The sequence below is a fragment of the Paenibacillus aestuarii genome, from assembly GCF_027789125.1.
In the GTDB taxonomy this organism is placed as follows: Bacteria; Bacillota; Bacilli; order Paenibacillales; family NBRC-103111; genus Paenibacillus_E; species Paenibacillus_E aestuarii.
In genome coordinates this window covers 231,297-249,119 of record NZ_JAQFVF010000027.1, presented here as the reverse complement: position 1 = coordinate 249,119, position 17,823 = coordinate 231,297, and the positions used below count along the sequence as shown (strand labels likewise).

Annotated in this window: 15 protein-coding genes; 7 read left to right on the top strand and 8 right to left on the bottom strand. The window is 52.8% G+C overall.

The features are described 5' to 3' along the window. The first annotated feature begins 31 nt into the window (after positions 1-31). Positions 32-361: a LapA family protein gene (locus O9139_RS13710; protein ID WP_270880045.1), complete on the top strand. Its 330-nt coding sequence runs from the start codon at positions 32-34 to the stop codon at positions 359-361. A 98-nt stretch (positions 362-459) separates the two neighbouring features. Here the strand turns inward: O9139_RS13710 and O9139_RS13705 are convergent, their stop codons facing one another. Next, positions 460-1,284: a DUF92 domain-containing protein gene (locus tag O9139_RS13705; RefSeq protein ID WP_270880044.1), complete on the bottom strand. Its 825-nt coding sequence runs from the start codon at positions 1,282-1,284 to the stop codon at positions 460-462. Positions 1,285-1,548: 264 nt separating this feature from the next. Here O9139_RS13705 and O9139_RS13700 point away from each other — a divergent pair, with 264 nt between their 5' ends. The 3 genes from O9139_RS13700 to O9139_RS13690 all read left to right on the top strand — a co-directional run bounded on the left by O9139_RS13700 (position 1,549) and on the right by O9139_RS13690 (position 6,943). Beyond that, the gene (locus O9139_RS13700) at positions 1,549-2,679 is read left to right on the top strand and encodes an HD domain-containing phosphohydrolase (protein ID WP_270880043.1); all 1,131 of its coding nucleotides are present in this window, start codon (positions 1,549-1,551) and stop codon (positions 2,677-2,679) included. A gap of 37 nt (positions 2,680-2,716) precedes the next feature. After that, a complete protein-coding gene (locus O9139_RS13695; protein ID WP_270880042.1) occupies positions 2,717-5,950 on the top strand; it encodes a DEAD/DEAH box helicase in 3,234 nt (1,077 codons plus the stop codon). Positions 5,951-6,091: 141 nt separating this feature from the next. Further along, positions 6,092-6,943, top strand: coding sequence for an AraC family transcriptional regulator (locus O9139_RS13690; RefSeq protein ID WP_270880135.1), 852 nt, complete (start codon positions 6,092-6,094; stop codon positions 6,941-6,943). Between the two features lie 1,416 nt (positions 6,944-8,359). Here O9139_RS13690 and O9139_RS13685 read toward each other — a convergent pair. Genes O9139_RS13685 through O9139_RS13675 form a run of 3 tightly spaced genes read right to left on the bottom strand, consistent with a single transcriptional unit; the run spans position 8,360 to position 11,095 of the window. Beyond that, on the bottom strand, positions 8,360-9,106 hold the full coding sequence (locus O9139_RS13685; RefSeq protein WP_270880041.1) for an SDR family oxidoreductase: 747 nt from the start codon (positions 9,104-9,106) through the stop codon (positions 8,360-8,362). A gap of 35 nt (positions 9,107-9,141) precedes the next feature. Next, a complete protein-coding gene (locus O9139_RS13680) occupies positions 9,142-9,774 on the bottom strand; it encodes a fumarylacetoacetate hydrolase family protein (protein WP_270880040.1) in 633 nt (210 codons plus the stop codon). 19 nt (positions 9,775-9,793) lie between these two features. Beyond that, entirely contained in the window at positions 9,794-11,095 is a 1,302-nt protein-coding gene (locus O9139_RS13675) for a CapA family protein (protein WP_270880039.1), read from the bottom strand. Positions 11,096-11,249: 154 nt separating this feature from the next. On the opposite strand from O9139_RS13675, the gene O9139_RS13670 reads away from it, so the two are divergent. Both O9139_RS13670 and O9139_RS13665 read left to right on the top strand, forming a co-directional pair. Continuing rightward, positions 11,250-12,029, top strand: coding sequence for a metallophosphoesterase family protein (locus tag O9139_RS13670; protein ID WP_270880038.1), 780 nt, complete (start codon positions 11,250-11,252; stop codon positions 12,027-12,029). A gap of 109 nt (positions 12,030-12,138) precedes the next feature. Beyond that, positions 12,139-12,357 (top strand): hypothetical protein, encoded by a 219-nt coding sequence (locus O9139_RS13665; RefSeq protein ID WP_270880037.1) that lies wholly within the window; start codon positions 12,139-12,141, stop codon positions 12,355-12,357. A 55-nt stretch (positions 12,358-12,412) separates the two neighbouring features. Here O9139_RS13665 and O9139_RS13660 read toward each other — a convergent pair whose 3' ends face one another. After that, a complete protein-coding gene (locus tag O9139_RS13660; RefSeq protein ID WP_270880036.1) occupies positions 12,413-13,048 on the bottom strand; it encodes an O-methyltransferase in 636 nt (211 codons plus the stop codon). A 125-nt stretch (positions 13,049-13,173) separates the two neighbouring features. Here O9139_RS13660 and O9139_RS13655 point away from each other — a divergent pair, with 125 nt between their 5' ends. Continuing rightward, positions 13,174-14,310 (top strand): THUMP domain-containing class I SAM-dependent RNA methyltransferase, encoded by a 1,137-nt coding sequence (locus O9139_RS13655; RefSeq protein WP_270880035.1) that lies wholly within the window; start codon positions 13,174-13,176, stop codon positions 14,308-14,310. Positions 14,311-14,378: 68 nt separating this feature from the next. On the opposite strand, the gene ppsA is transcribed toward O9139_RS13655, so the two are convergent. The 3 genes from ppsA to gloA2 all read right to left on the bottom strand — a co-directional run bounded on the left by ppsA (position 14,379) and on the right by gloA2 (position 17,764). Next, positions 14,379-16,979, bottom strand: a complete 2,601-nt coding sequence (ppsA, locus tag O9139_RS13650; RefSeq protein ID WP_270880034.1) for a phosphoenolpyruvate synthase — start codon at positions 16,977-16,979, stop codon at positions 14,379-14,381. A gap of 247 nt (positions 16,980-17,226) precedes the next feature. Then, positions 17,227-17,379, bottom strand: a complete 153-nt coding sequence (locus O9139_RS13645; protein WP_270880033.1) for a hypothetical protein — start codon at positions 17,377-17,379, stop codon at positions 17,227-17,229. Further along, positions 17,369-17,764, bottom strand: coding sequence for an SMU1112c/YaeR family gloxylase I-like metalloprotein (gene gloA2, locus O9139_RS13640; RefSeq protein WP_270880032.1), 396 nt, complete (start codon positions 17,762-17,764; stop codon positions 17,369-17,371). The genes O9139_RS13645 and gloA2 overlap by 11 nt, the downstream gene beginning before the upstream one ends. Between the last annotated feature and the right edge of the window lie 59 nt (positions 17,765-17,823).

Here is a 17,823-nt window from a genome sequence, read left to right as displayed (position 1 = left end):
CTTTCCTTAAATTGAGGTGAGGTGTTACAGCATGAGAACACAATGGACGTTAATATTCGCCTTATTTTTCGCCTTGGTTACAGCCATCTTTGCCGTCATCAATGTAGATCCTGTGCAGGTTAATTTCTTATTTGCCCAGACGAGCACGCCTTTGATTTTAGTGATCTTGACGTCTACGCTGCTCGGCGGGCTGATCATCGGCTTGTTCGGTTTTATCCGCCAGTTTAAACTGCAGCGGCGGATCAAGCAGCTGGAGAAGCAGCTGCAAGAGACCCAGGCGGCTGCGCCTGCACCTACTACGCCTGCTCCTCTGGGAGGCGAGGCTGCTGTGGCGGAAGCCGGGACCGAGTCGACGGCTTAATGACAAAAGGAGCTAAGCGGAATAATTACGCTTAGCTCCTTTGTTTTTGGCGGCCGCCGCTGCACGGCCTGCGCCGAGCAAGGCCGCTGACAGCACCGCTACAACAGCAGCGCCAGCATGGCGAGGCTCACGAGCCCGCCCGCCAGCGAGCTGAGCGCGTTCACGTAATCGTTGGTCATGCCGCGCATGCCGCGCACCTGTACAGCGCTCTTGCCGCAATGCGCAGACTTCTCAACGATTCTGCCGCATTGCTCGCAGCGATACATCACCTGCAAGGTGGCACCGAGCAGCGAGTCGAGCAGCGAGCCGAGCAAGCCGGATACGGCCCCTGCTGTCAGCAGCGGCAGCAGCGCAACTGAAGTATCCGCCCCGCCTGCCGCTGAGCTGTCCAACTGGCTGCAGAGCCAGCCCACCAGGCCGATGAACAAGCCGCCGAGCAAAGAGGCGAGCAGCCCGAGGGCGGTCACGCCGCCTGACGTGCCAGCCGGCACGCGCTTCCCGCTCAGGATCGAGCGGGGAACCGAGCGGCTGAGGCCGCCGACCTCCGTCGCCCAAGTATCGGCATTGACCGTAGCCATCACGCCGACGTAGAGGGCCCACCAGGCCGGATGCGGCCACCAAGCGTGAAGGGCGCACAGCATCAAGCCCAATCCGCCGTTGGCGGCAACTTGCCCGGCATCCCTTCGCCCGCTTTTGGCATAACCGCTCTCGGCCTCGGCTTTCCGCTTGTGCTTATATTTTGAAAGCAGCGTCGACGAAACAAAAAAAGCAATTAACGTTCCGAACCAGGCCAAGCTGCCTAACGCGTACATGGCCGTTCCAAGCACAATAGCGCCCAAAAAGCCGGAACGGGATAGCGAACCTTTGCCGTATGCCGCTCCTGCGATGATCAAACTCCCTGAAATTCCCCACAGCCATGCCATCTCATAGCCCTCCCCAATCACGGTGCTCCTATCCGCTCTCCTTGTTCCCCCTGATTGTATCACACCGCCCTTGTGGTCACCATCTTATGCCCTGGCCAACCCTGACAAAATATGGCACCCCCTGCATACGAGCAGGAAACTACGCAGCCCGAGCGAAATAGTAGGGAAATCATTTTTACGCGATACACCAAGGAGACTGTAATGGGACATGAAGGTTTTGATATAGGGCAAACCCGGTGCAAAAGAGATCTGGAGCCACAGGAAATGCTGAGCCTGATTTTCGATTATACGGCCAAAATTGCCAATGAGCGCTCGCTGGACCGCGTACTCATGCTGATGGCGGACATGGGACGCGACATGATTGCCTCCGATCGCTGTTCGGTTTGGATGCTGGATGCCAACAACAACGAGCTGTGGACGAAAGTTGCCCATGGCATCAATGAAATCCGCATACCCCGCACAGCCGGTTTAGTCGGCTATGCGGTCACGCATGATCAGGCTGTTCTTATCGACGATGCTTATACGAATGAGAAATATAGAGATTATCTGGTTAATGGGGCTTTGCGCACGGATCAGCAGACAGGCTACCGGACCCAGGCACTGATAGTCATTCCGTTCAAAAATCTGGAAGGAGAAATCATCGGGGCCTACCAAGCGATTAATAAAATGACGCCAAGCGGCCAATTTTCCGCTAAGGATATGGAATATTTGACGCTAGCCGCCTCTTATGCGGGCAAATCGCTGGAATCCGCCATGCTGGCGCAGGAGATTGAAGAAACGCAAAAAGAGATCCTGATCACCATGGGCGAAATCGGCGAGAGCCGTTCCAAAGAGACTGGCAACCACGTGAAGCGCGTGGCCGAGTACTCTTACATTTTGGCCATTGGCGCAGGCTTGAGCCGAGAAGAAGCCGAGCTGTTGAAGATGGCGTCCCCGATGCATGACATCGGCAAAGTGGCGATTCCCGACGACGTGCTTAATAAGCCGGGCAAACTGACCGACGAGGAGTTTCAGGTGATGCAGACCCATACCCAGATCGGGTACAATTTGCTTAAAAATTCCAACCGGCGTATTCTAAAAACGGCAGCCGTTGTCGCCCTTGAGCACCATGAGAAGTGGAACGGACGGGGCTACCCGCAAGGTTTGAAGGGTGAAAATATTCATATTTTCGGCCGTATTACGGCGATCGCCGACGTCTTTGACGCCTTGGGCAGCGAACGGGTGTACAAAAAAGCATGGGAGCTCGACCGCATCCTTGATTTATTCAGGGAGGAGTGCGGCGAACACTTCGATCCGAAGCTGGTAGATGTGTTGTTCGAACAGCTACCGGCCATTTTACAAGTTCGTGAGGCTTATTCGGACACGCAGTTGGATAAGATCAAACAGTCACCATGACACGACCTTAAGGGTACCGATGAAAGGAAGGGCAGCCTTGAGTTTAATTTTGAAAGAAGCTGTCATCAAACAGTTATGCGGGCGGTTTGCTTATGAAAGCGGTGAAGCCTTGTATCAGGATGGCAGTGTAACCTTCATGGTCTATGACGCCAAGGAGCACCGCTACGAGGCTAACGTCCACCATCTCGTCCCCCAGCATGTCACTGTTGCGCGCAATGCACAACGGGCGATAGTGGCAACTTGTACATGCCCTGCATTTTATCCCGACGATTTGTATTGTGAGCATATTGCCGCAGTACTCGTATATATCGAGCAGGTTCAGAACGGGGAGCAAACGATGCCCATTCAGACAAACGATGCTTCGTTTGATCCAGGGCTGGCCGGAGACATTCTGAGCCTTTTTGCCGCCAAACCGGCCCGCTCAAGTCGTACATGGCATCTATTTGATGCACGGGCACCGTTGACGATGGAGTTCATTCTCAAACCGCAGCTCGGCGCGGATCACAGAATGCTGCTCGCGATCGAACTGCGCGCTGGTTTGAAACGCACCTATACCGTGCAGCCCATTCGCAGCTTCCTCCATGGCATCGAGCGTGGAGAAACTTTTGCCTTGAGCAAGTCACTGCGATACGATCCGGAGCAGCACCGCTTTCTGCGCGAGCATGACGCTATTCTGCAGCAGCTGATTCGGATTCACCGCAATGAAACAATGCTCGCTGCGCCGATGCGGAAGCCCGGCAGCGACAGATTGCTGCTTATCCCGCCGTCTTCGTGGGGAGATTTGCTTCCCTTGCTGGAGCAAGCCACTTCCGTGAAGCTGGATACCAATGAACTTGCGGGCTCGGATACCAGCTTTTATGTTGAAGATGAACGCCCGCCGCTTTATTTTGAACTGGACGAGCTTGAAGATCAAAGCGGATACTCGCTCCTTGTGCACGGCTTGGAGACGGTCACGGTCCTGGAAGCCTACGGGCTTGTCTTGGCCCAAGGAAAGCTGCTGCGGGTTTCTACAGACTCCTGCGCGCGCCTCGCCGCTATGAAGCAATTGCTCCAAACTGCGGATCACTCGCGAATTTTTATATCTGCCGAGCATATCCAGCTTTATTTGGAAAAAGTAGTGCCTGGCCTGGCCCAACTGGGCAGCGTCCGTATTGCCGATGCTATCGCGGCTCGCTTGATGCAGCCCCCTCTCCAAGCGCGGCTCTATTTGGACCGGGTTCGCGACCGGCTGCTAGCCGGCCTGGAGTTTCAGTATGGCGACATCGTCTTGAATCCTTTGGAGCCCACGGTTGCAGCGAGCCAAGCAGATCGCATCCTGATGCGGAATACCGATCTCGAAGAGCAAATTCTTGAGCTGATGGACAGCAGCTTCGTGATTAAGACCGAAAGCGGTTTTTTTCTCGATGATGAAGAGGCTGAGTACCATTTTATGTACCACATTCTCCCTCAACTGGAGAAACTGTTGCATGTGTATGCCACCTCCGCTGTGAAAAGCCGGCTCTTTACCGTGCTTGCACCACCTAAGGTGATCGTCAATATCGACGAGAAAACGGATTGGCTCGCTGTCACCTTTGATATCGAAGGCATTCCCGAATCGGAAATTCGCAGCCTGCTCCAAGCGCTCCATGAAAAACGCAAGTACCACAAGCTGTCAAATGGCGCATTAATGCCCTTGGAACGTGCAGAGTTTCAGGAAATCATCCGTTTCATCAATGAAACCGGGATTCGTCTGTCAGAGTTAAAAGGAAATCACCTCCAGCTGCCGCTAAGCCGCGCTTTGCCCCTTGCTGGCACCGACTATCAAGGACATGCGATCACGCTTGGCAAATCGCTCAGGCGCATGCTGGAGCATGTGCGCAACCCGGATCATTTGGACTTCCCTGTTCCGGACAGCCTAAGCGATGTCCTGCGCGACTATCAGCTGTACGGCTATCAGTGGCTGAAAATGCTGGCTTTCTACCGCTTTGGCGGCATTTTGGCCGATGATATGGGGCTGGGCAAGACGCTGCAAAGCATCGCTTTTCTCGTCTCTATGCAGGATGAGATCCGCCAGCACAAGCGCCCAGCGCTCATCGTCGCGCCATCCTCATTGCTCTATAACTGGCAGCATGAGCTTTTGAAGTTCGCGCCCCAGCTTCGCGTCGTCATTGCCGACGGCAGTCGTCAGGAGCGCGTGCGGGTGCTGAAAGGCTCGTCGCAGATGGACGTCCTCATCACCTCGTACCCACTTCTGCGCCGGGATCTCGATCTGTATGTGCAGCCCACTTTTCACACCCTTATTCTCGATGAAGCGCAGGTATTTAAAAACCATGTCACCCAGACGGCGCAGGCGGTCAAAAGCATCCAGGCCACGTACCGGTTTGCACTGACAGGCACACCGATCGAGAACAGGCTCGAAGAGCTCTGGTCGATCTTCGATGCGGTCTTCCCCGGTCTCCTGCCAGAACGGCAAGCGTTCGGCGAGCTGAGCCGCGAAGCTATCGCCAAACGAGTGCGGCCGTTCGTCCTGCGGCGGTTGAAAACCGACGTGCTGAAGGAGCTGCCGGAAAAAATCGAGTCGCTCCATCCTTCAGAGCTGCTGCCTGAGCAAAAAAGGCTGTATGCGGCCTATTTGGCCAAGCTGCAGAAAGAGGCCATGAAGCATCTGATTGATAACGATTTTCAGCAAAATCGGATCAAAATCTTGGCCGGTCTCACTCGGCTTCGCCAGCTCTGCTGTCACCCCGCCCTCTTTGTGGAGGGGTACCAAGGCGGATCCGGCAAACTCGATCAGCTGCTGGAAATCATTGAAGAATGCCGCAGCGCCGGCAAGCGGGCTTTGATTTTTTCGCAGTTTACAGAGATGCTGGGGCTGATCAGGCGGGAGCTTGGGGAGCGCGGCGTGCCCTTATTTTATCTCGATGGTCAAACTCCTGCAGCGGAGCGCGTTGAGCTATGCGACCGGTTTAATCGTGGCGAGCGCGATATGTTTTTGCTGTCTTTAAAAGCCGGCGGCACCGGGCTGAATTTGACTGGCGCCGATACAGTCATCCTGTATGATCTGTGGTGGAACCCTGCCGTGGAACAGCAGGCAGCAGACCGGGCCCATCGGATCGGCCAAAAAAATGTCGTCCAAGTCATCCGTCTCGTGGCGCAAGGCACGATTGAAGATACGATGTATGAGCTGCAGAAAAAGAAAAGAAATCTGATCGACGATGTCATTCAATCCGGTCAAGAAGCCTTAGCTACGTTGACGGAGCAGGATATTCGCGAGATTTTGAGCATTGGCTAGGGGAAGTGAGCAAGAAATGTCAAGAGGCTTTTTCGGATTGACGTTACAATACAAATAGTTCAGTCAAGGAGGCTGCTAATCCCTGTGAAAGAGGATTACCTGAAGCAGATACAAGTTACGATTGATTTCGTCGAATCGCATATGGCTGAAGAGTTGTCACTCTCGCGACTTGCGCAGGTTGCAAACTTTTCGGACTTCCATTTTCACCGCGTCTTTCAGTCGATGGCTGGCGAGTCTGTAATGGAATATGTGCGCAAACGACGTCTCGCCAAATCAGCTTATCAGGTAGCCCACACGGAGTTGCGTCTGCTCGACATTGCGCTTGAGAACGGCTTCCATAATCACGAGACCTTCACGCGTGCCTTCAAGCGGATGTTCGGGATGACCCCGGCGGATTATCGCAAACATGGAATTAAGCCGCCAACCTATGCGAAGCTGAACGTGTTGCAACGCAAATACAATCCATATTTGGGAGGCATTCAGATGGACTATCGGATTACGACGAAGCCCGCCTATAAGGTCGTCGGCTACGAGCTGCAGACATCGATCAATAACGGAGAAAACTTGCAAAAAATCCCGGCTTTTTGGCAAGAGTACTTGCAGAATGGCTGGGGCACCCGAATTCCGAACCGCATACACCGCGAAAGCCCGGTGGAGCTGGGGATCTGCCACAGCTTCGACATGGAATCCGGGAGCATGTCCTATTTGATCGGGATGGAAGTTGACCATTTCGAAGGCGTTCCTGCGGATCTCGTGTGCCGTGAATTTGCTGGCGCTGAATATGCAGTATTTACGACGCCGCTTGTGACTCCTGATCAGTTCTCGCCTTCGATCCAAAGCACATGGAAGTCGATCTTCGACGAATGGTTTCCGCACTCAGGCTACGAGCATGCAGGCACCCCGGAGTTTGAGCTCTATGATGAGCGCTGTCACCCAGGCAAACCGCTTATCCAGATGGACATTTACTTGCCGGTAAAACGTAAAGGTGCATAACGGCTGTTACTTCGTGACAGCGGTCGGCGTGGCCCGGCCACGGTTATTGCGGCAAAAGAGGAACAGGCTGTTCCTCTTTTGCCTTTTCGGCAGGCCGAAATGAGCACGATGCATGGGTTAGCGCGATCAATGGTTGTGTCCCTTTCCTGCATAACTGGCAGGATAATTCTCACTTTTGGGCTAAATTTCCGATCGTTTCGCCCTAAAATCCTGTTGAAATTACAGGATACGAATCTTCACTCCATGCTCAACGTTGCGTGATTCCCGTGCTCCTGTTGTATCTACAGAACTAGCTAAATAGAAGCGCACGATTTATATGCTTAGTGCAGTCAAAAGTTGTGCCCTCTAGCTATCCTGCAAAATCAGCAGGATTTTTCTGCATCTGGGGAGGTTTTCGCACTCTATCCTGCAAACTAGCAGGATAATTCTCATTTATGGACTAAATCCGTTCGTTTCGAACTAAAATCCTGCTGGAATTGCAGGATATGAATCGTCACTCCACGCTCAACGTTACGTGTTTCCTGTGCCCCTGTAGTATCTACAAAACTAGCTAAATAGAAGCGCACGATTTATGTGCTAGTGCAGTCAAAAGTTGTGCCCCTTAGCTAGCCTGCAAAATCAGCAGGAATTTTCTGCATCTGGGAGGTTTTCGCACTCTATCCGACAAAACTAGCAGGATAATTCTTACTTTTGGACTAAATCCGTTCGTTTCGGCCTAAAATCCTGCGGAATTGCAGGACAACTACGTGAACGTGTGAGTTTGTTCAATTATCCTGCTCGTTTTGCAGGATACGAATCGTCATTGTCCGTAGTTGGTGGCGTTTTTTAATATGCGGCTGGACGGGCGGTTGGCGCGGTGGGTAAGTATCATCGGTTGGGCGGAGCCTAGCGTGTTTGATGGTTTAGCAATTTACCAGTTTAGTAATTTGAAGGGGGTTCGGGGTTCGGGGTTCGGGGTTCGGGGTTCGGGGTTCGGCGTTCGGGGTTCGGGGTTCGGCGTTCGGCGTTCGGGTTCGGGGTTCGGGGTTCGGGGTTCGGGGTTCGAGGTTCGGCGTTCGAAGTTCGGCGTTCGAAGTTCGGCGTTCGGGGATCGGCGTTCGGGGTCCGGCGTTCCGGGTTCCGGGTTCCGGGTTCCGGGTTCGGCGTTCGGGGTTCGGCGTTCGGGGTCCGGCGTTCCGGGTTCCGGGTTCCGGGTTCGGAGTTCGGGGTTCGGCGTTCGGGGTTCGGCGTTCGAAGTTCGAAGTTCGAAGTTCGGCGTTCAGCGTTCGGCGTTCGGGTTCGAGGTTCGGGTTACGGCGTTACCGGGTTACATGGTGCCAATTAACAGGTCGGCAGTTTTACGGGAGTTTGCCAGCCCCCGCCCCCAAAACAAAAAGGCTGCCCCGTCAACAAGTGACATTGGGCAGCCCCTTCAATTTAAAACGACACGCGACTGTTAATCGCTTGAACGGCCGCATCAATTTCGTCTCGGGACAGGCGCAGCGCCTTTTCGGAGGTGCCGTAGCCGATCTCCGGCAGGCCTTTTTCCAGCCCTTGGAACACACCGTCTGCAAATTCATCCAGCGGCACGCCGAAGGTATGAAGGCCTTTGCCACCCAAATCCGTGTTCACCGCAGGTGGCGCCACTTCGATCACTTCAATGGCGGTCGACGCCAGTTGATAGCGCAGGCTCATGGTAAAGGAGTGCAGCGCAGCCTTAGTTGCGCAGTAGATCGGAGCTGCAGCCATTGGCGTAAAAGCCAGGCCGGAGCTGACGTTGATGACGGCAGCATGGCTCTTCTCCGCAAGGTGCGGCAGGAACAGCATCGTCAGATGCAGAGGCGCCTCCAGGTTGGCGGCGATTTCCTGATGATGGTAGCTCCAGCTCTCTTGGGTCTGCACCAGGTTTGTCCGCTGCTGAATGCCTGCATTGTTCACCAGCACGTTCAACTCCGGAAATTCGCGCTTCGCCCACTCCACCAAAGCCAGACGCTCATCTTCGCTAGCAACATCACAGACCCGGGTATGAAGGTCCGGATATGTAAGCTTGGCCTCCTGCAGCTTCGCTTCCTGACGGCCGCACACGATGACTGTGTTGCCAGCTTTCAAAAAGCGTTCCGCAAACGCAAGCCCAATTCCCGCTGATCCGCCGGTAATAAGAATCGTATTTCCACTTAATTGCATGGCGAAGCACTCCCTTCAGGTCTATTTTCGCCGTCCTAAGCTTCTGTTTTCACCGTAATTGCACCGAACGATTCTTCCCCCCACAGCAGTTCCAGTCTATCTCCGCTGCTCACAGGACCTACCCCTTCAGGCGTTCCTGTGTAGATGATGTCACCTGCACCTAATCCGTAGTGCTTCGCTATGTAATCAACAATCGTTTGCAGATCAAAAATCATATTGCCAATATTGCCGTCTTGAACCACAGCCCCGTTCTTCAACAGCTTGAAGTTTTTCTCTGCCAGCGCAGCAGTATCCGTGAACGGCTGGAACGCACTAATCGGCGCTGAGCCCAAGAAACCTTTGGCCGGAAGCCATGGCTGGCCTTTTTTCTTAATCACACTTTGCACATCGCGCAAGGTGAAATCGATGCCGAGCGCATACCCATCGACGAGATCTTCCACCGTCATGCCCGCGCTGTAAGGCTTGGCGATGCGCAGCACCAGCTCAGCCTCATAATGAATCTCTCCGCGGTCGCCCGGCAGCGCCAACACTTCGCCATCCATCGGGGTCAAAGCATGCGTCGGTTTCGTGAAAATCATCGGCTCATCCGGCACGTCATTGCCCAATTCCGCCGCATGTGCACGATAATTGCGTCCAACACAATAAATATTGCGAATCGTTTCTGTCATCTTGGATCGACTCCTTGTTTTATTCTTTTGTTACGCGACCGTATGCGTCGACATGCGCACCGATCGATATTTGGCTCAGACGTTGAAAAAGCTTGGTGCCATCCTCGGTACTCATCGGCGTCGGCAGTGCCATCTTAGTTAGAACGGGCACGAGATGCACGTCACACTGCTTGTCCTTGGTACAGCTCGCTTCCAGAGCAACCGTCTCCCACGTCTTCGGCACATCGTTGGTAGTAAAAATAAAATTGCCCAAACTGTAAGCAATCCATTTGCCTTTATACTGTTCAAAGCCTTGAAGCACATGCGGGTGACCGCCGACGATAAGATCAGCGCCAGCATCGATATAACGATGCGCCAGATCTTTCTGGTACTTGTCCGGCTGATCGCTGCGTTCAACCCCCCAATGCGCCGTGACGACGACGAGATCTGCCTTCTCCTTGGCTTTTTGAATCGCTTCGACGGCTGGCTTATAGTTATAGGTTTCAGCGACGCCGGGATGCTCTGCAGCCGCTTTCCAGCTGCCCTCCGGGACGACCCTGCTGAACCCGAGGAACGCAATCTTGATGCCTTGCTTCTCCACGATGACAGGCTGATAGGCTTCCTCCACATTTTTACCGGCGCCCATGCGCTGAATGCCTTCCTGATCGAGCGCGTCAAACGTATCAAGCAGCCCCTCAGTTCCATAATCCATCACGTGATTATTCGCTAAATTGACCAAATCAATGCCTGCAGCTCTAAGCGCCGACAGCGCCAAAGGAGATGAGCGGTACACGTAGTCCTTTTTCTGCTCCGTACCTCTGGTTGTAACCGGTGTTTCCAGGTTGGCAATCGTATAATCGGCCTTGCTCAATAAATCGGTCACGTTAGAATAAGGGTAATCATAGCCTTTTTGCTTTAAAATATCTTCCACTTTGGAGGCAAGCATCACATCTCCGACAAAAGTCAGCTTGACCTGTTGTTGTCCATTGCCTTGCGGCACGGAAGTTTCTGAACTTGCGCTTCCAGCGCTGGATGAAGGCTGTGGGCTTGGCAGTGCATTCGCTGCAGCAATTGGTGTTGGGCTTGCCGAAGGACTTGCTGAAGGGTTAGCTTGTCCGCTGGGCAGGCTCGAAGTCGGTGATGGTGACACCGTTTCCGTAACCGCAGCCGATTGACCTTCATCGTCAGCGTTATGATTCGTCGTCCAATAGGAAGCTCCGACTCCAATCGCAAAACATACCGCAGCAACAAGTGTTAGCCCGCCAATGACTTTAAATGATACTTTGTTACGTTCTGGCTTCTCTTGGCGTTTCTTCTGATGACGTTCTAATCTGGATTCCAAATCGAGCATTCCCCTTTCCCCAACCTAGATTATACCAGAAGGATAAACATTGCGGTATGCGCAAAGGGTCTCTCATTCTCAGAACCCGCTTCATGTGGTATAAATAAAACATTGGAACCAACCGCAACGGTTCCCAAAGAAAGGATGCGCCACCTTGGAAAAAATCGCAATCATCTCTGACATTCACGGCAATATGCCAGCGCTGGAAGCCGTTTTGCAAGATATTAGACGCCGGGATATCAGCCGAATTATCTGTCTCGGCGATCTCGTCGGCAAAGGTCCTGGCTCAGCTGAAGCCGTCGACTGCATTCGTGGCGTGTGCGAGACAGTCGTCCAAGGCAATTGGGATCTGGGCATCACGTATGCCCAAGATCAGCCTGCTGGACTATGGCACCAGCGACAGCTTGGGGAAGAGCGGCTCGCGTATTTGGCGCAGCTGCCTTTTTCGGTCGATGTGCGCATGAGCGGCAAGCTGCTGCGGCTTTTCCACGCTTCCGCACAAAGCGTGTTTCATCGGGTGAAACGCAAAGCTTCCAAAGAAGAGCGCCAAGCTATGTTTCAGCACACCGAAATGACCGGCACGCCTGAGGATGGCAAGTTCCCGGACATCGTCGGCTACGGGGACATCCATGTCCCTTACCTGCTTTCGCTCAAGCCCCTACACGACAAGCTGGATGTGCATCAGGACCAAGCGAAGGAAGGACTCCTCTTGTTCAATGTGGGCAGCGTCGGTACCCCCTATGACGGCATCCCGCAAGCCTGTTATGGCATCGTCGAAGGCGAGCAGGAGAGCTCCGGTCCAGCCGGGTTTTCGATTCAATTTGTGCGGGTCCCCTATGATATTGGCCTATCAATCCAGCTCGCCTATGATGTTGAAATGCCCGAAAGCCGCAGATATGAGCTTGAGCTTCGCACGGCACGGGTCCATAAGTAATTCGTTGTGTACAAACTGACGCGTCTAACCCTAGTTCAAAAAAAGCTGGCTGATTATTCCACAATATGGTAATATAGGTGTATTGTTGAGAAAAGGAAGGTTACCTTGCATGAAGCTTAACTGGCGAAAAGTTATCTTCGTTGTCATTTGTGCGGAGCTGTTGTTCATCTATTGGAATAGCATCAGCGCGATCTCGCTACATAAGCAGCAAACCAGACCTCCTATATCGAGTCCAGATGTCACACCAACGATTACACAAGTGAAGCCTGCCACACTGAGAGAGCCTACGAACAACGAATTAAACCAAACGATGCAGAAAGCGTCTTAAACGCAAAAAAAGCGGTTGAACGGCAACTTGATTGACCGCCAACCGCTTTTTATGTTTATTTCACACGGGCCAGAGCCAGCCCGTCATACGCCGGAAGAATCGTGCTCTCCAGACGCGGATCTGTAGCAATCAGGCTGTTGAACTTGCGCATCGCTTGCACCGACGCTTTCGTCTGGTTGTCGTCCACAACCTTGCCGCGCATCAGCGTATTGTCGCCGGCGATCACCGCTCCCGGGTTCGCCAACTGAATCGCATACTCCAAATAGTTCGGATAATTCACTTTGTCCGCATCAATGAAAAAGAAATCGAAGCGCGCACCTTCCGCACGCAGCTGCTCCAAATGATGCAGCGCCTCACCGATCCGGTATTCCACGTAACCGCCTAAGCCAGCCTCGCTGACATTGCGCTTCGCCACGTCGGCAAACTCTTCCTTCAGCTCAAGCGAGATCAGCTTGCCGCCTTCCTTCAGCCCCCGCGCCAAGCAAATGCCGCTGTAACCGCCTAGAGCGCCAATTTCCAAGACGCGCGTCGCGCCAATCATGCCGACCAGCATAGTCAGCAGGCGGCCGTATCCCGGCGCAATCGAGATCTCCGGCATATTGCGGTCGCGAATGTCCGCTTTGACCCGCTCCAGCACTTCATCTTCCTTATATAAGCCTTCCATATAGCTTTCCGCTGATATCGTTTCCATTGTAATCTCCTCCTGAGCCATCGAACGCATGGCATTCATTTGTAAGTGTACCCCATTTGCCCTATACTTGTTAATTGTATGAGTTTTGGGAACGATGTACAACCCGCGCAGAAAGGGAAATAAACATGTCACGACTTGAATTAATTGCTACGTGTCCGATGGGACTAGAGGCTGTCGTCGCCCGCGAAGTCCGCGAGCTCGGCTATACGGAGGTGACCGTCGAGAACGGTCGCGTACGCTTTATCGGCGATGAACTGGCGATTTGCCGGGCAAATATATGGCTGCGCACAGCCGACCGCATCCTGGTGCTGATGGGGCAATTCCAGGCGCTCACCTTCGATGAGCTATTTGAAGGTACCAAAGCTCTGGCGTGGCCGGATTGGATTCCAGCGGATGCCGAATTTCCTGTGGAAGGGCGCTCGCATAAATCGCAGCTATCCAGCGTGCCTGCTTGCCAAGGGATCGTTAAGAAGGCGATTGTTGAAAAAATGAAGCTGCGCTACGGCAGCGAATGGTTCGCCGAAACCGGTGCCCGCTATGTTATCGAAGTCGCGCTGCTGAACGATATCGCCACGCTGACGATCGATACGACCGGCCCGAGCCTGCACAAGCGCGGCTACCGCAAGCTCGTCACGGAAGCGCCGCTCAAAGAGACGATGGCCGCCGCGATGATCCTGCTGAGCCGTTGGCGCGTCGAGCGCCCGCTATACGACCCGTTCTGCGGGTCGGGAACGATTCCGATCGAGGCGGCGATGATCGGCTGGAACATTGCGCCCGGTCTGCGACGCAGCTTCCCTAGCGAAGAGTGGGACAACGTCCCCTTCGAGCTGTGGGAGCAGGCCCGCGACGAGGCCTACGACGCCGTACGTGACGATGTCCCGCTGGAGATCGTCGGCAGCGACATCGACAGCGCAGCCATCGAGGTCGCGCAGGCCGCCGCGAAGTCGGCGGGGCTTGCCAAGGAGCTGCAGTTCCGCGTGGAACCTGTAGCCAAGGCGCGCCCGCGCGGCGACTACGGCTGCCTCATCACCAACCCTCCCTATGGGGAGCGGCTTGGTGATTCCAAAGAAGTCGAGCAGGCGCTGCGCCAGCTCGGCTCGATTACCGGACAGCTCCCATCCTGGAGCGTGTTCGTTCTGAGCCCGAGCCAGCAGCTCGAGCATTACATGGGCCGCCGCGCCGATAAGAAGCGCAAGCTGTTCAACGGCCGGATCGAGTGCAACCTGTTCCAGTACCTCGGACCGCTGCCTCCGCGTAAATAAAGCCGCGATCACTACCAAACAGCGACAGCTAAGACCTGAACGACCGGTCTGAAGCTGCCGCTGTTTTTTTACAAAATTTCGATAAACCCTTCGGTTCCATTCACGCGAATGCGCTGCCCGTCTTGGATCAGCTTGGTCGCATGCTCTACTCCAACAATGGCCGGTATGCCGTATTCACGCGCAATTACGGCTCCATGGGTCATCAGCCCGCCAACTTCGGTGACTAACCCTTTGATCGATACAAACAATGGTGTCCAACCAGGATCCGTAAAGGGGGTAACCAATATATCCCCATCTTCCAGATCAGCCTCTTCCATGTTGAAAATAACACGCGCCCGTCCTTCGATAACACCAGTGGAGACAGGTAGACCTACAATCGCCTCGTTTGGAATATTTTCTCTATTGTATTTACCAGTAATGATTTCACCATCGGAAGTGAAGACACGCGGCGGCGTCAGTTTTTTGAAGTAGTTGTAGTCTTCTTTTCGTTTACCAATGAGCTGATTATCGATGTGCTGGTTGCAAACGACTTCTCGAAGTTCTTCAAGCGTGAGATAGTAAATATCTTCTTTTTCATGAAGAACGCCAGCTTGTGCGAGTCGTTCAGCTTCTTTCAGCAAAGCCTGCTTATACACGAAGTAACGCTGAATCATGCCGTATTTGGGATATTCACGATAGCCGATGAAATTCCGCAGCACACGGATCATCCGTTTGGTCTCTTCGGCTTTTTGTCGACCATCCGGCAATGCCTCCAACCGCTGTAAAAGCTCTTGTTCTTTTTCCAAAGCTTCCCAGCGCCCTTGCTCAAATTTGCGACTGCTGGCACCATGCTCAAAATTTTTGATGTTATTGAGCATCATGGGGATGAGTGCCGTTGGTTCTTCACTCCAGCGCGTGGCCGTGATATCGATTTCTCCGGCACAGCGCATTCCATACATGTCGAGATAAGCGTGAATCGCTGCTCGCGTTTCCCGTCCGCCTTCAAACTTAAGCAGTTCATCCAAATAGCGATCATCTTGGGCATGCTGCAAAAAACGGATGATTTCCGGATAGGGACGAATCACATCGGCAACATCCATCAGCGCTAGGCCCATTTCCGACGTTATATTGTTAGGTGCAGATAAAGAAAGCGTGTCTGCTGCCCTTTTTTCCCCCAGCCACTCGTTCATATGCTCGTTGATCCAGGTTGGAGCATTCAGCGCCGCATGAATGACAGCCGAACTTTGCGGGTGAAATAAAATCTTTTGCAATTGCTTGATGTCTTCCAAAATAAACGCGATTAAATCCGCTCCAGATTTCGTTTGGATCGTTTGTTTCAGCTCTGCGATCGATGTTTGAGTGTTCCGGATTAACTCCTCAACGATAGACGGATCGGGATCCGTTTGAGCCAAATCAATTGCACCGCTTCTACCTGGACCTGGCGCGGCTTGGTCATCGGGCAGCTCTTTGATGAAACCTCCCCGCTCTACAACGGTACTGAGCGCAGCGCCAATGAGCGGTTCGGATTGTCCCAACATCTTGATGAAACCCTCTCTACGCGCAGGAGAAGCCAGCGAACGTGTGCAATCCACAAACAACCTGCCGCCAGCTGTATGCATCGGTGCGAGCGTTGTTGCCAAGAAAAAAGACAAACCCAATGGTTTCATCGGGTCCGTCATCATTTGTTGATGACCGACAGATACGTAGACGTGATTTTCTTGATCATTCATTTCTGGGATCGGGAATAAAGTCGTGATCGGACGACTCTGGACGATATAAAAAGTGTCATCTGCCAAACACCATTCGATATCCTGAGGGCAACCAAAATAAGCTTCAATCTGTCTTCCCATGCATGCCAATTGCAAAATTTGCGGGTCAGTCAACGTTTGCGCCATTTGCTGCTCAGGATCGATAGGCAGCGTCTCGGTTCCGCCTTCTTGGCGACCATAGATAGCCAACTTTTTGGCCGCGATCCGCTTGTCAACGATTTTCCCTTCCTGCACTTTATAACAATCGGCAGAAACGATTCCGGAGACCAGCGCTTCTCCAAGCCCAAAACTGGCATCAATAGACAGCAGCTTGCGGCTTGCGGTCATAGGATCTGCGGTAAATAAAATCCCCGAAGCCTGTGGGAATACCATCTTTTGAACGACAACGGATAAATAAACTTGACGGTGGTCGAATCCATTTTGCATCCGGTAGATGACCGCGCGCTCCGTAAATAGGGAAGCCCAACATTTGCTAATATGTTCCAAGATCGCTTCTTTGCCGATAATATTTAAGTAAGTGTCTTGTTGCCCTGCAAAAGAGGCATGCGGCAAATCTTCGGCAGTCGCACTGGAACGAACTGCATAAGCATGTTCCTCGCCCAATCGGGAGTGATAGTCAGTAATTGCTTTCATAACATCAGCAGGAATGTTCGCTTCCATGATGATTTGCCGAATCTTCCTGCTGATTGCACTGATTTGCTCCCGATCTTCTGTTTTAAGCGCGGTTAGCTGCTCCAACAAAGCAGGATACGCTTCGTTTTGTTCAATAGCTTGTTGATATCCCGCCGTTGTCACACAGAAGCCTTCTGGAACCGGTATGCCTTGAATTTTTGATAATTCCGCTAAATGTGCCCCTTTTCCGCCAATGAGTGAATGCTGCGTTTTTTCGATTTCCTGGAAGCCGAGAACCAATGATTTCATACAATCTCTCCCCTAACCATTAGATTGAGAAAAAACGTTTGACAAGAGATGATCGGCATGGTATATTTAAATTGTAAGATGAAACAAATATGTCCACACACCTCTCGACAGTTGTGTTTAGATTATAGCATCATGTCTGCTGATGTGCAATATGAAAGAACCTGGTGAAATGACCCAGGTTCTTTTTTGATTGTCCACGGATTCGCAGGGCCTCTCTATCAAGGCGATTGATCCCTCCGAGGGATTGCTATTTGATCCATAGCCAGATCAGCAGCGCCCACAGGAGGAGTGAACAAACCACGCCCCACAGGCAGCCTTTGACAACCGCCAGCTTAGGCTGCTGATCTGTTCTTTCCTCATGCGAAACAGAATCCTGCTCCATCTTCGGATCATGCTCCATCTTCCACCAGCTCCAAAGGCAGCCCGTCGGGATCAGCGAAGAACGTGTATTTCTGCCCGGTAATTGGGTCAATACGAACTGGCTCAACGACAATGCCTTTGTCCGTTAGCTCTTGGACAGCCGCGTCCATATCCACTACCGTGAAAGCCAAATGCCTAAGGCCTCGCGCTTCCGGGCGATTTACCCGCTCCGGCGGTTCAGGGAAAGAAAACAGTTCAATCTGCTGAAGCGTGTCTCCTACTCGCATATCAAGTTTATAGGATTGCCGCTCTGCCCGGTACGATTCATGAATCACAGTTAAACCAAGCAATTCCACATAAAAATGCTTGGAGCGCTCATAATCCGAACAAATGATAGCTGCATGATGAATGCGCTGAAAATTCAAGCGGACTCCTCCTAGTCTTTTTCCCCATCATAGTATTTAGCAGACTGGCATGCAACTAT

Excerpts from the sequence above, each read along its gene's own strand:
- O9139_RS13710 (WP_270880045.1), top strand. The coding sequence starts at position 32 with ATGAGAACACAATGGACGTTAATATTCGCCTTATTTTTCGCCTTGGTT.
- O9139_RS13705 (WP_270880044.1), bottom strand. The coding sequence starts at position 1,284 with ATGGCATGGCTGTGGGGAATTTCAGGGAGTTTGATCATCGCAGGAGCG.
- O9139_RS13700 (WP_270880043.1), top strand. The coding sequence starts at position 1,549 with ATGCTGAGCCTGATTTTCGATTATACGGCCAAAATTGCCAATGAGCGC.
- O9139_RS13690 (WP_270880135.1), top strand. The coding sequence starts at position 6,092 with ATGGCTGAAGAGTTGTCACTCTCGCGACTTGCGCAGGTTGCAAACTTT.
- O9139_RS13685 (WP_270880041.1), bottom strand. The coding sequence starts at position 9,106 with ATGCAATTAAGTGGAAATACGATTCTTATTACCGGCGGATCAGCGGGA.
- O9139_RS13680 (WP_270880040.1), bottom strand. The coding sequence starts at position 9,774 with ATGACAGAAACGATTCGCAATATTTATTGTGTTGGACGCAATTATCGT.
- O9139_RS13665 (WP_270880037.1), top strand. The coding sequence starts at position 12,139 with ATGAAGCTTAACTGGCGAAAAGTTATCTTCGTTGTCATTTGTGCGGAG.
- O9139_RS13660 (WP_270880036.1), bottom strand. The coding sequence starts at position 13,048 with ATGGAAACGATATCAGCGGAAAGCTATATGGAAGGCTTATATAAGGAA.
- O9139_RS13655 (WP_270880035.1), top strand. The coding sequence starts at position 13,174 with ATGTCACGACTTGAATTAATTGCTACGTGTCCGATGGGACTAGAGGCT.
- ppsA (WP_270880034.1), bottom strand. The coding sequence starts at position 16,979 with ATGAAATCATTGGTTCTCGGCTTCCAGGAAATCGAAAAAACGCAGCAT.
- O9139_RS13645 (WP_270880033.1), bottom strand. The coding sequence starts at position 17,379 with ATGGAGCATGATCCGAAGATGGAGCAGGATTCTGTTTCGCATGAGGAA.